Here is a 14,974-nt window from a genome sequence, read left to right as displayed (position 1 = left end):
CTCATTCTGTCATTCCTCAACTATGCTTGGGAATGACAGAATGTATTCTTCATTAAAAAGCACTCGGTTTCAGCCTTAATCCTATCGTCTCCTCAAGGTTGAACATCAGGTTCATGTTGTGGACGGCCTGACCGCTGGCACCTTTCAACAAGTTGTCGATACATGAAATGATGAGCAGTTTGTCACCGTGCTTCTCCAGGTGGATGAGACACTTGTTGGTGTTGACTACCTGCTTCAGGTCGATGTTCTTGTCAACGATGTGCGTGAAGGAGTCTTTGGCATAGTATTCTTCGTACATGCGGCGGATTTCCTCAAAGGGTACCTTGGTTTTTATGACAATAGTGGCGAAGATGCCGCGGGCGAAGTCGCCACGATAAGGGATGAAGTCGATTTCCGAGTTGAAGCTGTTCTGGAGCTGGCGGAGCGACTGCTTGATTTCGGGCACGTGCTGGTGTTCGAAAGCCTTGTAGACACTCAGGTTGTTGTTGCGCCAGCTGAAGTGGCTCGTGGCGCCAGGCTTGACGCCCGCACCGGTACTGCCCGTGATGGCGTTCACCATAATGTCTTCGTTCAACATTAGGTTTTTGGCCAGCGGAAGCAGGCCCAGCTGGATGCAAGTGGCAAAGCAGCCGGGGTTGGCTACATGCTTGGCTTTGCAGGTGGCTCGTCGGTTCAATTCGGGCAGGCCGTAGATGAAATCGTGATCATCGCTCTTGATGCGGTAATCCATCGAGAGGTCAATAATCTTCAGGTCTTCGGGCACGTTATGGCTCTCCATAAACCTACGTGTGTCGCCGTGGGCAGTGCAGAAGAAAAGCACATCAATTTCGTCCAACGGAAGCTGGTCGGTGAAGGTCAGTTCGGTTTCGCCATAGAGACCTTCGTGCACGTCGGTTATCTTGTTGCCGGCATTGCTCGAACTGTTGACAAAGACGATTTCCGCCTCTGGATGGTTCAGGAGCAAGCGGATGAGTTCGCCTGCCGTATAGCCTGCTCCGCCGATAATTCCTACTTTAATCATATTCGTGTTTGTCTAATTTCATTTCTGCGAGCAACGGTTCTCCTCTTCGGGGATAATCAGCATCAGCAGAAGGTAGATGATGACTCCCGAGAAGGCCGTAAATATGGTTACAAGCGTGTAAACAATACGGATGACGGTGGGATCGAGCACAAAATAGTTTGCAATACCGGCACATACACCGGCCAGCATGCGTCCGGTACGCGGGCGTCTGAGTCTCTTTTTTTCTTCCATAACGTAAAAATTATATATTATTCAGTTCGTTCTTGTGTGTAGCATAGTAGGCGCGGAGCGGAGTGGACGATACCTTGATGAAACCCTTGGCGTCTTCGGCTGTCCAACCCTTCTGCATCTCACCATATTCGCCGAATTTGTTCTCCACCAGATCGTCTTGGCTCTCTACGCCCACGGTGTGGAAGCCCAGCGGGCGGAGTTCGAGGATAGCGGTACCGTTCACGTTGCGCTGGCTTTCGGTCAGCATGGCTTCGATGTCGCGCATTACGGGTTCCAGATATTGGCTTTCATGGAGGAACATGCCATACCAGTTGGCTACCTGGTCCTTCCAATACTGCTGCCATTTGCTCAGGGTGTATTTCTCAAGGAAGCGGTGGGCACCGATGATCAGCATGGGAGCAGCGGCTTCGAAACCTACGCGCCCCTTGATACCGATGATGGTATCGCCCACGTGCATGTCGCGTCCGATGCCGTAGGCCGCACCGATTTCTTCTACCTTCTGGATGGCCTTGATGGGGTCGCCGAAGCGTTCGCCGTTCACGGCTTTCAGTTCACCTTTCTCGAAAGTGAGGCGAAGCTGTTCGGAGCCTTTCTTGGTGCAGTGCTTCAGGTAGGCGCTTTCCGGAAGACCCTGTGCCGAGTCGAGGATTTCGCCTCCGCAAATGCTCGTGCCCCAGATTCCTACATTATAGGAATATTTTAGTTTGGCAAAGTCGGCGGCAAAGCCGTGCTTGTTCAGGTAGGAGATTTCCTCCTGGCGGCTTAGAGCCATGTCGCGGGTTAGGGTGATGATTTCCACACTCGGAGCCATGACGAGGAAGGTCATGTCGAAGCGTACTTGGTCGTTGCCGGCACCTGTCGAACCGTGGGCGATGGCATCTGCGCCGATTTCGTTGGCGTAGCGGGCAATGGCCAGTGCCTGGAAAATACGCTCGGAGCTGACGGAGATGGGGTATGTACCGTTGCGCAACACGTTGCCGTAGACCATGTACTTCAGGCTCTTTTCGTAATATTCCTGTGTTACGTCGAGGGTGACGTACTTCACGGCTCCCAGCTTGTAAGCATTTTCTTCGTTGGCTTTCAACTGCCCAGCGCTGAAGCCGCCCGTGTTGGCACACGCTGCATATACTTCATAACCTTTCTCCCTGGTCAGATACATCACAGTGAACGATGTATCCAATCCGCCGCTGAAAGCGACCACTACTTTTTTCTTCTTTGCTTCCATTGTTCAATATGTGTTTATTTATTCATTTTCCCTTAGATGTTGTCATCCTCGTGCAGGGCGGGGTCGTAGAGCATGGCCGTGCAGATGCAGAACTTACGGCCCTTAGCCACCAGGATGTCGTGGTTAATACAACCTTCGCATCCTTTCCAGAAGGCCTCGTCGTCGGTCAGCTCGTTGAAGGTGACGGGCACATAGCCCAGTTCGGTATTCATCTTCATCACCGCCGCACCGCTGGTAAGGCTGAATATCTTGGCCCATGGCCACCGAAGACGTGCCAGGCGGAAAGAGGCCTGTTTGATACGCTTGGCCAGTCCGATGCCCTGGTATTTGGGGTGTACAATCAGACCTGAAGTGGCTACGTACTGCTTGTTGCCCCAGCTTTCGATATAGGTGAAACCTGCAAACTCGTTGCCACAGAGGGCGATAATGGCTTTCCCCTCTTTCATTTTGGTGGCTACATATTCGTGTGTGCGCTCGGCAATTCCTGTACCGCGTTTCTTGGCGGCTTCCCTTATGGTATCGAGAATTGTATCCACGTAAACTTCATGTGAGGCATCTGCCACCATCACATCAATTTGTTTGGAATCCATTTCTATATTATTTTTATTTAAATATTCGGTATGATTTCGGAGAGGAAAGTGCGTACATCGTTTTGTGAGGCCCGTTCGGCCAGTACCAGCATAATGGTATCGTCACCGGCGATGGTACCGAGAATGTGGGAACATTTACGGTTGTCGATGTCGTAAGCGATGCTGCTGGCATAGCCGGGGCGGGTACGGATAACGGCAACGTTGTGCGAGAATTGCAATGACACGAAGCCGCTGAACATAAGCATCTCGCTGGCGCTTTGATGATTGTGCCGCTTATACATGATGTCATTGGGGAGTACGTATATATATTTCCCGTTTGTGCTGGCCGCTTTGGCCACTTTCAGCTGCTTCAAGTCGCGCGAAAGGGTGGCCTGTGTCAGTTCAAATCCTTCCTGCCCCAAAGCCTGGAGCAGTTCTTCTTGAGAACCGATCTCCTTACTCGAAATAATCATCTTGATGGCATCTAACCGATTGGCTTTCTTCTTCATTTTTGCATGTTTATTCTAACCGACTGCAAAATTAGCGAATATATTTGGAAGAATATGCAAAAACAGGTATTTTTTAGGTTTTTATTCTTCATAGATACTTTAAAAGATTGCTTGGCATTGTTAAGTGACAAAATCAATAAGATTACAGCCAAAATATAAAGGATAGTTTTGAAAAAAGTGCGTAATTTTGCCATACAGAAATTATTTACCAATACAAAACCTGTGAATATTATGAATAAACGATTGATGACATGTGTACTGGCTTTGGGTGCATGTGGATTGTTGGGTGCTCAAGACATCGCATGGCCGGAAATTTCGGTCGAGGCTAAGCCGGGTGCTCGTTGGTGGTGGATGGGAAGTGCCGTCGATAAGGTAAATCTTACCCGCAATCTGGAGGAATATGCTGCCGCCGGTATGGGCACAATGGAAATAACCCCCATTTATGGTGTCAAAGGGAACGAGGCACGCGACATTTCTTTTCTTTCTCCTCAGTGGATGGAAATGTTGGGACACGCAGAAAGTGAAGCCGTTAGATTGGGCATGCAGATAGATATGAATACGGGTACGGGTTGGCCGTTTGGAGGGCCGGAAGTGACTATTGAGGATGCCGCCTGCCTCTTGCTAATTGAAGAATATCATTTAAAGAAAGGCGAACGCCTAAGGCAGAAGGTGGAAATTACGGATGCTAAGCAGAAGCCCTATGCGGTTCTGGAGAGGCTGATGGCCTTTTCAGAAGATGGAAAATGTCTGGATCTGACCAATAAAGTGCATGAAGGCCGGTTGGATTGGAAAGCTCCTAAGGGAAACTGGCGGCTGATTGCCGCATTTTGTGGCAAAACATTCCAAAAGGTGAAACGGGCTGCTCCTGGCGGGGAGGGATATGTGATGAATCATTTTTCGCATGAAGCCGTTGAACGATATTTAGACCGTTTTGAGAAAGCTTTTGGAAATATGCAGGGGAGAACTCTTTATCCTCATACTTTCTTTAATGATTCTTATGAAGTTTATGGAGCTGATTGGACGAAAGGATTATTCGGCGAATTTTTGTCGCGGCGTGGCTATAAATTGGAAGAACATCTGCCAGAATTTCTGTCGGAGGAAGACCGAACGGATGTGGCACGTCGTATCGTCTCCGACTATCGTGAAACATTGGGTGAAATGCTCCAGGAAAACTTTACGCACCAATGGACGGAGTGGGCTCATCGGCATGGAGCCAAGACGCGCAACCAGGCACATGGCTCTCCTGGCAACTTGATTGATCTGTATGCGACGGTTGATATTCCTGAGTGTGAAGGTTTTGGTCTTTCTGATTTTGGCATTAAAGGTCTGCGTAAGGACTCGCTGACCCGTCCGAACGACTCGGATTTGTCCATGCTGAAATATGCTTCTTCGGCGGCCCATATTGCGGGAAAGCCTTATACTTCTTCTGAAACATTTACGTGGTTGACGGAACATTTTCGTACCTCTTTATCCCAGTGTAAACCGGATATTGACCTGATGTTTGTTTCGGGTGTCAATCATGCTTATTTTCATGGCACCACATATTCTCCTGCCGATGCCGCCTGGCCGGGATGGAAATTCTATGCGACGGTCGACATGAGTCCGACGAATAGTATCTGGCGTGATGCTCCTGCTTTTTTTCAATACATTACACGTTGCCAGAGTTTCTTGCAGATGGGTAAACCGGACAACGATTTCTTAGTATATCTACCTGTATATGACATGTGGCAGGAACAGAACGGACGTCTCTTGATGTTCGATATTCATAAAATGGCCGAAAGAGCTCCTTGGTTTATCGAAGCAGTGCACCGCATCAATGATGCCGGCTACGATATGGACTATATATCGGACGCATTTGTGCGAACCTTGTGTGTCCGTGATGGCAAATTGGAAACGTCGGGAGGTGCTAAGTACAAGGCTTTAGTAGTACCTGGCGTTCGCCTGATGCCGGCGGATGTGCTTGAGAAACTTTGCCGGCTGGCTGGCGAAGGAGCTACTATCGTTTTCTTGGATCAATATCCTGAGGATGTGCCTGGATTTGGAGATTTGGAAACTCGCAGAGATGAATTTAAAGCCGTTTGGGCGAAAATGCAATCAATGCAAGCGGGTAGTGCCCATATATTGTTTGGCAAGGATTATGCACAGACTTTGGCGCAGACCTCTGCTGTTCCTGAACTGATGAAAACCCAATATGGATTGAGCTGTATTCGCAGGAGTCATGCCGAGGGCTATCATTATTTTATCGCTGCCTTGACAGATCGGGATACGGAAGCCTGGATGCCTTTGGCAGTAGAGGCTCGGTCGGCGATTATCTATAATCCGATGGATGGTACTTCGGGAAAGGCTCGCTTGCGTCAAAAGGATGGAAGAACGGAAGTGTTCATGCAGATACGGTCGGGTGAGTCGCTGATATTGAAGACATTTACGAAAGATGATGTACAAGTGGAGGCATGGAAGTATGCTACTCCGATGCAGGATGAAGTCCGTTTGGATGGTGAATGGAAATTCCGTTTTGTGCAGAGCACGCCGGCGGTAACGGATGTGCCCGATGCTGTGGCGTTAGGTTCTTGGACAGACTTGGCTTTTGAAGGTGCATGTACAACGATGGGCACTGCCTGCTATACTAAAAGCTTCAAGCTGGATGCACCTGAGAAAGCTGCTGGCTGGATACTTTCGTTGGGAGATGTCCGCGAGAGTGCCCGTATTCGTATCAATGGCGTCGAAGTGGCGGTGTTATGGGCTGTGCCCTACCGTTGTGAGGTGGGCAAATACCTGCGTGCAGGTGAGAATGTGCTGGAAATTGAAGTGACGAACTTGCCTGCCAACCGTATAGCCGATATGGATAAACGGGGAGTGGAATGGCGCATCTTCAAGGATATCAACATTGCAGCATTGGGCTATAAGGAAGGCAATTATGCTGGTTGGGATCCTATGTCGAGCGGTTTGTTGGGGCCTGTCTCATTGGTACCGATGAAAGATCTGGAAGAGTGAATTGAGTAGATGTTTTGTTTATCCTTCATTCGAAATAAAGACGGTGCTTGTCAAATATGACAGATTTAGTGTCAAAATAGATATCATTTGTTGAAGGATAAATGGCTATTTTTGTATCATCAATAAAAAATATATAACTAATAACCATGAAACAATGCTTTTTCGCGGTTGATTTGGGAGCAACCAGCGGTCGTACTATTTTGGGAAGTTTCACTTCGAAAGGTTTGGAAATGGAAGACGTTAATCGTTTCCCTAACCATCTGATTGAAGTAAACGGACATTTCTATTGGGATATTTATGAACTCTATCGCAATATCATTGAGGGCCTGAAATTGGCTTCTCGCAAGGAAGATGTGGAAATCGTTTCTATCGGTATTGATACGTGGGGAGTTGATTTTGTGTGTGTAGGTAAGGACGGGCATCTTTTGCGCCAACCTTATTCCTATCGCGACCCGCATACGGAAGGCGCACCGGAAGCTTTCTTCTCGTGCGTACCTCGGAAGCATGTCTATAAATTGACGGGCATTCAGGTGATGAACTTCAATTCACTTTTCCAACTGGATGCGATGCGTCGTGCGAATGACAGTGCATTGGCCGCTGCCGACAAGATACTTTTTATTCCCGATGCCTTAAGTTATTTATTGACGGGTGAGATGGTGACTGAATATACTATTGCTACTACCGCTCAACTGGTCAATGCCTCCACACGCAAACTTGAAAGCGAATTGTTGCAGGCCGTAGGTCTTACGGAGTCTCATTTTGGGCGCTTTGTCTATCCGGGCGAAAAGGTGGGCGAACTTTCGGCTGAAGTACAGCGCATGACAGGTTTGGGTGCCGTTCCAGTGATTGCCGTAGCCGGACATGACACGGCTTCTGCTGTTGCCGCTGTCCCCGCACAGAGCCGTCACTTCGCTTATTTGAGTAGCGGTACCTGGTCTTTGATGGGTATAGAGGCCGATACTCCAATCATAACTCCTGAAACTGAAACATTGAATTATACCAACGAAGGCGGTGTGGAAGGTACCATCCGTTTCCTGAAGAATATTTGCGGCATGTGGCTGCTCGAACGTTGCCGCCTGCAATGGGGCGAGACTTCCTATCCCGAACTGATAGCGGAAGCGAATGCTTGCGAAGCTTTCCGCAGCTTGATCTATCCAGACGATGCTTCGTTTGCCAATCCATCGGATATGGAACAGGCGATTAAGGATTATTGTAAGGCTACAGGCCAGCCGGTACCTGAGGCACGCGGACAAATTGTACGTTGTATTTTCGAGAGTCTTTCATTGCGTTATCGTCAGGTTCTCGATGATTTACGCGCCTTATTCCCCCACCCGATAGACACGTTGCATGTGATAGGCGGAGGAAGCCGCAACGATTTGTTGAACCAATGGACGGCCAATGCCGTAGGTATTCCTGTGGTAGCAGGCCCGTCGGAGGCTACCGCCATCGGGAATATCATGTTGCAGGCCATTTCGGCAGGCAAGGCTCAGGATATTCCTTCCATGCGCAAGCTGGTAGCGGCGTCCATTCCTTTAAGGACTTTCCAGCCTCAAGACGCTGCCGTGTGGAGTGAAGCTTATGCCCAATTCAAACGTATTGTACGATAATCATTATCATAACCATAACATAATAAATGAAGAAAAACCATGAAAGAAGAACTGATTGTAAAAGCGTATGAAGTGGCCAAAGAACGTTATGCGGCCATCGGTATGGATACAGACAAGGCAATGGAAGCCTTGCAAAAGGTACAACTCTCCCTGCACTGCTGGCAGGCTGACGATGTAACGGGTTTCGAGTCGACGGGCGAATTGACAGGCGGTATTCAGGCTACAGGCAACTATCCAGGCAAAGCACGCAACATTGAAGAACTGCGTCAGGATGTATTGAAGGCCGCCAGCTATATTCCTGGTAACCATCGTTTGAATTTGCATGAAATCTATGGCGACTTTGGCGGCCAGTTTGTAGATCGTAATCAGGTAGAGCCCAAACATTTTGAAAGCTGGATGCAATGGGCCGCTGAGCATAATATGAAGCTCGATTTCAATTCGACTTCCTTCTCACACCCGAAAAGCGGCAGTTTGACTCTCTCAAACCCGGACAAGTCTATCCGTGACTTCTGGATTGAGCACACCAAGCGTTGCCGTGCCATTGCCGAAGAGATGGGTAAGCGTCAGGGCGATCCTTGTATCATGAACCTGTGGGTACACGATGGCAGCAAGGACATCACCGTCAACCGCATGAAATATCGTGAAATCCTGAAGAATGCCTTGGATGAAATTTTTGCCACTGAGTACAAGAATATGAAGGATTGTGTAGAATCTAAAGTATTTGGTATTGGTTTGGAAAGCTATACAGTGGGTTCAAGCGACTTCTATACGGCCTATGGAGCAAGCCACAACAAGATTGTGACATTGGATACCGGCCACTTCCATCCGACGGAAAGTGTAGCCGACAAGCTGTCTTCTTTGCTTCTGTTCACCCCCGAAGTGATGCTCCACGTCAGCCGTCCTGTACGTTGGGACAGCGACCACGTAACCATTATGAACGATGATACGCTGGACTTGTGCAAAGAAATCGTGCGCTGCAATGCTTTGAATCGTGTACACATCGGTCTGGATTACTTCGATGCAAGCATCAACCGCATCGGTGCTTATGTCATCGGTAGCCGTGCCACGCAAAAGTGCATGCTTCAAGCACTGTTGGAACCGCTGGATACGTTGCGCAAGTATGAAGCGAACGACCAGGGATTTGAACGTCTGGCTTTGTTGGAAGAAGCCAAATCGTTGCCTTGGAATGCCGTTTGGGATATGTTCTGCTTGAAGAACAATGTGCCTGTGGGCGAGGAGTTCATCGCAGAAGTTGAGAAATATGAAGCGGAGGTTACTTCCAAACGTAATTAATATACATCGTAGGACGGGACAAGTGTCGGAAGGCGCTTGTCCCTTTCTGCTGTGTATGCAAAAGAAAAAATAGCATGAATACACTGATAGGATTGTTGGTTATAGCGATTGGCAGCTTCGGACAGAGCAGTTCGTATGTGCCCATCAATAAAGTGAAGAAGTGGTCTTGGGAAAGCTTCTGGCTGGTTCAGGGCGTTTTTGCCTGGTTGGTTTTCCCCTTGTTAGGGGCTTTCTTGGGCATACCCGACGGAGGAAACTTGTTCGAATTGTGGAGTTCGGGTGGTGCACTCCCGGCCATTGTCTATGGAATACTTTGGGGCGTGGGCGGATTGACGTTTGGATTGAGCATGCGTTACTTAGGTGTCGCTTTGGGACAAAGCATTTCATTGGGCACCTGTGCGGCTTTTGGCACATTGTTTCCTGCCCTGTTTGCCGGGAAAGACTTTCTGCATGGCGATGGTCTGATGCTGCTTATTGGGGTGTGCATCACGCTGGCAGGCATTGCCACTATCGGCTATGCAGGCAGCCTCCGTTCGAAAAACATGACGGAAGAAGAGAAGAAGGCTGCGGTCAAGGATTTTGCATTGACTAAAGGCCTGCTGGTAGCCTTGCTGGCCGGCGTGATGAGCGCTTGTTTTGCCTTGGGCCTCGATGCTGGTACGCCTATCAAAGAAGCGGCTTTGGCTGGTGGAGTAGAGCCTTTGTATGCAGGCTTGCCTGTCATTTTCCTGGTGACTTTGGGAGGCTTCTGCACCAATGCTGCTTATTGTATTCAGCAAAATAGAAAGAACAAGACCGGCAAGGACTATTTTTCAGTGGGGAGCAGTACCTTTGTAAACAACCTGTTGTTCTGCGCCTTGGCAGGTGTTTTGTGGTATTCGCAATTCTTCGGCTTGGAGATGGGAAAGAGTTTCCTGACCGAAAGTCCTGTCCTGCTTGCTTTCTCATGGAGTATCCTGATGTCGTTGAACGTCACATTCAGTAACGTATGGGGTATCTTGTTGAAAGAATGGAAAGGATGCGGGGCGCGTACCATATCGGTGCTCGTCATAGGCTTGGTCGTATTGGTCGCTTCCATTATAGTAGTGGCTATGGCGCAGTCTTGATTTAGTGTAAAATGTAATTTAGAAAAAGTATTTATGAAATCAATTTTAAACAATCGTCCGGCTCTGGCAGCCGAAGTAGACAAGGTCGCCGAAGTGGCTGGCTATTTGTGGCAAAAAGGTTGGGCCGAACGTAATGGCGGTAACATTACAGTGAATGTGACCGAACATGTGGACGACGCCATCAAGGCGATGCCTGCCATTAGCGAAGTAAAACAGATTGGAACCGTGCTCCCTCACCTGAAAGGATGCTATTTCTATTGCAAGGGTACCCAGAAGCGTATGCGTGATTTGGCCCGTCGACCGATGGAAAACGGATCCATCATCCGCATCCTCGATGATTGCGCCAGCTATGTAATCATTGCGGACAACCCCGTGATGCCCACTTCCGAACTGCCCTCTCATTTGAGCGTGCACAATTATCTGATTTCAAAAGGGGTTCCCTATAAGGCATCTGTCCATACACATCCCATTGAGCTGGTGGCCATGTCGCACAACAAGAAGTTCTTGGAGAAAGACGTTGCCAGCAATTTGTTGTGGAGCATGATCCCTGAAACAAAGGCTTTCTGTCCGCGTGGTTTGGGCATCATCCCTTACAAATTGCCCAGCTCGGTAGAATTGGCCGAAGCAACGATCCGCGAATTGGATGACTACGACGTGGTTATGTGGGAGAAACACGGCGTGTTTGCGGTCGATGTCGACGTCATGGCCGCTTTCGACCAAGTCGATGTGCTGAACAAATCCGCCCTGATATACATCGCCGCCAAGAACATGGGCTTCGAGCCCGACGGCATGAGCCGGGAGCAGATGAAGGAGATGTCTGTAGCGTTTAACTTACCTAAATAAATTACGTGTATGTATAGAATGATATTGAACGAGACATCTTATTTCGGTGCAGGATGTCGTGAGAACATTGCCGTTGAGGCTTCCCGCAGAGGTTTCAAGAAAGCCTTCTTCGTAACCGATAAGGATCTGATCCGTTTCCATGTAGCCGACAAGGTGATCGAAGTGTTCGAAAAGAATAAAATCCCTTATGAATTGTTCAGCGACGTGAAGGCTAACCCGACCATTGCCAACGTACAGCATGGCGTAGAGGCTTTCAAAGTATCGGGAGCCGATTTCATCGTGGCTTTGGGAGGCGGCTCTTCCATCGACACGGCCAAAGGAATCGGTATCGTGGTGAACAATCCTGATTTTGCCGATGTGAAGTCGTTGGAAGGCGTGGCCGACACCCGTCGGAAGGCAGTGCCTACCTTTGCCCTGCCTACCACCGCCGGTACGGCGGCCGAGGTGACTATCAACTACGTCATCATCGACGAAGATGCCAGGAAGAAGATGGTTTGTGTCGATCCGAACGACATTCCTTCAGTAGCCATCGTCGACCCCGAACTGATGTACTCCATGCCGAAAGGCCTGACCGCCGCTACGGGTATGGATGCCCTGACCCATGCGATTGAAAGTTTCATCACTCCGGGTGCTTGGGTAATGTCCGACATGTTCGAACTGAAAGCCATCGAAATGATTGCGGCCAACCTGAAGGCTGCCGTTGACAACGGAAACGATACCGTTGCCCGCGAGGCCATGTCGCAGGCCCAGTACATCGCCGGTATGGGCTTCAGCAACGTAGGATTGGGCATCGTACACTCGATGGCCCACCCGTTGGGTGCCCACTATGATACGCCGCACGGTGTGGCCAATGCCCTCCTGCTCCCCTATGTCATGGAGTATAACGCCAATTCTCCGGCAGCTCCCAAGTATTGTCAGATAGCCAAGGCCATGGGGGTCGATACGGAAGGTATGAGCGAGGCTGAAGGGGTGCGTGCGGCTGTGGATGCCGTTCGCCGGTTGTCGTTGAGCATCGGCATTCCTCAGAAGTTGCACGAGATTGGAGTTCGCGAGGAAGACCTTCATCAGCTGGCTATCGACGCCTTCAACGATGTTTGTACGGGCGGCAATCCTCGTCCTACTTCCGTCGAAGATATTGAAGCTCTTTATCATCAGGCTTATTAATAATTAGCATGCGTTGCCTCCATTTCAGGGGTATTGGAGCGATGCAATGGCTGTACTTCCTTCTTGGCAATGTTGTAGAGATAGGGAGTACGGCCTTTTCTTTTTCAGGGAAAAGGATGTTTTCCTGTCCGTATCTCTATGCTTTAAAGGTGTTATAAGTATCATTTATTATTCAGATTTATACAATGAAAAAGTTTTTTTATTCAATTCTAATATGCGCATTGGCGGCTTGCGGTGTCGAAAAGCAGGAGCCTATCGACCGCGAGGCCTTGGTGACACGAAACAATCCGCAGGTCTCTGCATTCGATTCATTGGCCTCATTGTCCGTAGGAAATGGGGAGTTTGCTTTTACGGTAGACGTGACGGGGTTGCAGACTTTTCCTGAACGTTATTCCGAAGGTGTGCCTTTGGGGACGCAAAGCCAGTGGGGATGGCATCGCTTTCCCAATCCCCAAAACTATCGGCCGGAAGATGTGTGGAAAGAGTTTGATTTCGGTCGGGGGCACAAGGAGCTGTATGCCTGCCAGTTCAAGGAACCCGGCCGCCGGCAGGATGCCTCCGACTGGCTGCGGATAAATCCGCATCGTCTGCATTTAGGCGTCGTAGGCTTAGAGTTGGGCGATAGTGTGAAGGTGGAAGATTTGGCCAATGTGCAGCAAAGCCTCGACATGTGGAAGGGGACGATAAGCAGCCGTTTTACCCTGAACTGCATCGACTACGAGGTACAGACCGTGTGCCATCCCACTTTGGATATGATTTCGGCAAGGATTGCAGACACCGCTCATTCGGGTGTCAATCTTCGTTTTCCGTATCCCACCGGACGGCATTCGGACGATGCCTGCGATTGGACGGCTGACGTCAAACATACAACGGAAGTCGTAAGCCGGAATGCCCAATGTGCGGTTTTGAAGCGAACGCTGGACGAAACGTCTTACTACGTGGCCCTTTCGTGGGAGGGAAAAGCCCGCTTGTCGGAGAAGGCAAGGAACTATTTCGTATTGATACCCGAAGCCGACACGCTGGCTTTCTCCTGCCGTTTTACCTCCGTGTTTCCTGCAACTATGCTCAAAGAAGACTCCGAGAGGCCTGTGTTGGAAGCGTTGCCGACTTTTGAAGAGACGTCTCTCGCAAGTGCCGCCCATTGGAAGAAGTTTTGGACAGACGGTGCCGCCGTCGATTTTTCCCGGTGTACCGCTCCGGGAGCCAAGGAATTGGAGCGTCGTGTGGTGCTGTCCCAATACCTTTTGGCCATTCAGTCGGCCGGCAGCTTTCCGCCGCAGGAAACGGGTTTGACCTATAATTCGTGGTTCGGGAAATTCCATCTGGAGATGATCTGGTGGCATCAGTCCTGGCTTGCTTTGTGGGGGCATGCGGATTTGTTGGAGCGCACGTTGGATTGGTATGAAACTGTAGAGCCCGTTGCCCGTGAGATTGCCCGTCGTCAGGGTTTCGAAGGTGTGCGTTGGATGAAGATGACGGATCCCGACGGAATGGAAGCCCCTTCGAATGTAGGTTCTTTCCTGATATGGCAGCAACCTCATTTCATTTATTTGGCCGAATTGGTTTATCGGGCCCATCCTTCTGAAGAAGTCATCCGCCGCTATAATCGGTTGGTGCAGGAGACGGCAGCTTTTATGTATTCGTTTGCTACGTATGACGAAATGGGGGTCCGTTTCCTTTTGAAAGGATGCATTCCTGCCCAGGAAACCCTTCGTGCCGCTACGACCGTCAACCCGCCTTTCGAGCTTTCCTACTGGCACTATGCCATGCAGGTGGCGCAGACGTGGCGCGAACGGGCCGGCATGCAGCGCAATCTGGCATGGGACGAACTGATAGATAAACTCTCTCCGCTGGCCTACAATGAAGAAGGCTTGTATCTGGCTTCGGAGGATGCGGTGGATACCTATAAGGATATACGTTTCACGAGCGACCACATGGCCGTGTTGGGAGCCGTAGGAATCCTGCCGATGAATGCTTTGATTCGGGAAGACTACATGAAAAACACGCTCCATTGGGTGTGGGACAACTGGAATTGGGGAAAGACCTGGGGATGGGATTATCCGATGACCGCCATGAATGCCGCCCGCATGGGCGAACCTGAGAAGGCTGTAGGCGCCTTGCTGATGGAGAAACGCACCAATACCTACTTGCCGAACGGACACAACTATCAGGATGGACGTCTGCGTTGCTACCTGCCCGGTAACGGCGGCCTCTTGACGGCCATAGCCATGATGTGTGCCGGATGGGACGGATGCGGGGTGGCTAATCCCGGTTTCCCTAAAGACGGAGCGTGGGATGTGCGTTGGGAAGGATTGAAACCCATGCCTTGAAGGAAGCGATATAAAAAAGAGTAAGGCTCTTTTGTAGTTAAATAGTGTTAATGTTGTAAAGATAAGCATGCGTAATTGACGAAAT

At 49.7% G+C, this 14,974-nt stretch carries 12 protein-coding genes; 7 read left to right on the top strand and 5 right to left on the bottom strand.

Features of this window, described 5'->3' with window-relative positions; translation table 11 throughout:
* Positions 1-52 precede the first annotated feature (52 nt).
* Genes argC through argR form a run of 5 tightly spaced genes read right to left on the bottom strand, consistent with a single transcriptional unit; the run spans position 53 to position 3,555 of the window.
* Complete coding sequence (argC, locus tag Q0Z70_RS03160; protein ID WP_298072576.1) at positions 53-1,021, bottom strand: N-acetyl-gamma-glutamyl-phosphate reductase; 969 nt, start codon at positions 1,019-1,021, stop codon at positions 53-55.
* Between the two features lie 18 nt (positions 1,022-1,039).
* Positions 1,040-1,252, bottom strand: a complete 213-nt coding sequence (locus Q0Z70_RS03155) for a PspC domain-containing protein (RefSeq protein ID WP_298072574.1) — start codon at positions 1,250-1,252, stop codon at positions 1,040-1,042.
* Between the two features lie 10 nt (positions 1,253-1,262).
* Entirely contained in the window at positions 1,263-2,477 is a 1,215-nt protein-coding gene (locus Q0Z70_RS03150; RefSeq protein ID WP_298072571.1) for an argininosuccinate synthase domain-containing protein, read from the bottom strand.
* Positions 2,478-2,509: 32 nt separating this feature from the next.
* Complete coding sequence (locus Q0Z70_RS03145; RefSeq protein ID WP_298072570.1) at positions 2,510-3,067, bottom strand: GNAT family N-acetyltransferase; 558 nt, start codon at positions 3,065-3,067, stop codon at positions 2,510-2,512.
* A 17-nt stretch (positions 3,068-3,084) separates the two neighbouring features.
* Entirely contained in the window at positions 3,085-3,555 is a 471-nt protein-coding gene (gene argR, locus Q0Z70_RS03140; protein WP_298072568.1) for an arginine repressor, read from the bottom strand.
* A 231-nt stretch (positions 3,556-3,786) separates the two neighbouring features.
* Between argR and Q0Z70_RS03135 the strand changes: the two genes are divergently transcribed.
* From Q0Z70_RS03135 to Q0Z70_RS03105, 7 genes are all read left to right on the top strand, one after another.
* On the top strand, positions 3,787-6,546 hold the full coding sequence (locus Q0Z70_RS03135; protein WP_298072566.1) for a glycosyl hydrolase: 2,760 nt from the start codon (positions 3,787-3,789) through the stop codon (positions 6,544-6,546).
* A 146-nt stretch (positions 6,547-6,692) separates the two neighbouring features.
* Positions 6,693-8,153: a rhamnulokinase gene (gene rhaB, locus Q0Z70_RS03130; RefSeq protein ID WP_298072564.1), complete on the top strand. Its 1,461-nt coding sequence runs from the start codon at positions 6,693-6,695 to the stop codon at positions 8,151-8,153.
* 39 nt (positions 8,154-8,192) lie between these two features.
* Positions 8,193-9,446: an L-rhamnose isomerase gene (locus Q0Z70_RS03125; RefSeq protein WP_298072562.1), complete on the top strand. Its 1,254-nt coding sequence runs from the start codon at positions 8,193-8,195 to the stop codon at positions 9,444-9,446.
* Between the two features lie 74 nt (positions 9,447-9,520).
* Entirely contained in the window at positions 9,521-10,552 is a 1,032-nt protein-coding gene (gene rhaT / locus Q0Z70_RS03120) for an L-rhamnose/proton symporter RhaT (protein ID WP_298072560.1), read from the top strand.
* A 33-nt stretch (positions 10,553-10,585) separates the two neighbouring features.
* Positions 10,586-11,395, top strand: coding sequence for a rhamnulose-1-phosphate aldolase (gene rhaD / locus Q0Z70_RS03115; protein WP_298072558.1), 810 nt, complete (start codon positions 10,586-10,588; stop codon positions 11,393-11,395).
* Positions 11,396-11,404: 9 nt separating this feature from the next.
* Positions 11,405-12,559, top strand: a complete 1,155-nt coding sequence (gene fucO, locus Q0Z70_RS03110; RefSeq protein ID WP_298072556.1) for a lactaldehyde reductase — start codon at positions 11,405-11,407, stop codon at positions 12,557-12,559.
* A 185-nt stretch (positions 12,560-12,744) separates the two neighbouring features.
* Positions 12,745-14,889: a hypothetical protein gene (locus Q0Z70_RS03105; protein WP_298072554.1), complete on the top strand. Its 2,145-nt coding sequence runs from the start codon at positions 12,745-12,747 to the stop codon at positions 14,887-14,889.
* Positions 14,890-14,974 lie beyond the last annotated feature (85 nt).

Source organism: uncultured Bacteroides sp. (genome assembly GCF_947632445.1).
Lineage (GTDB): Bacteria > Bacteroidota > Bacteroidia > Bacteroidales > Bacteroidaceae > Bacteroides.
Note: the sequence above shows the minus strand (reverse complement) of the source record. Positions and strands in the feature narration are given on the sequence as shown.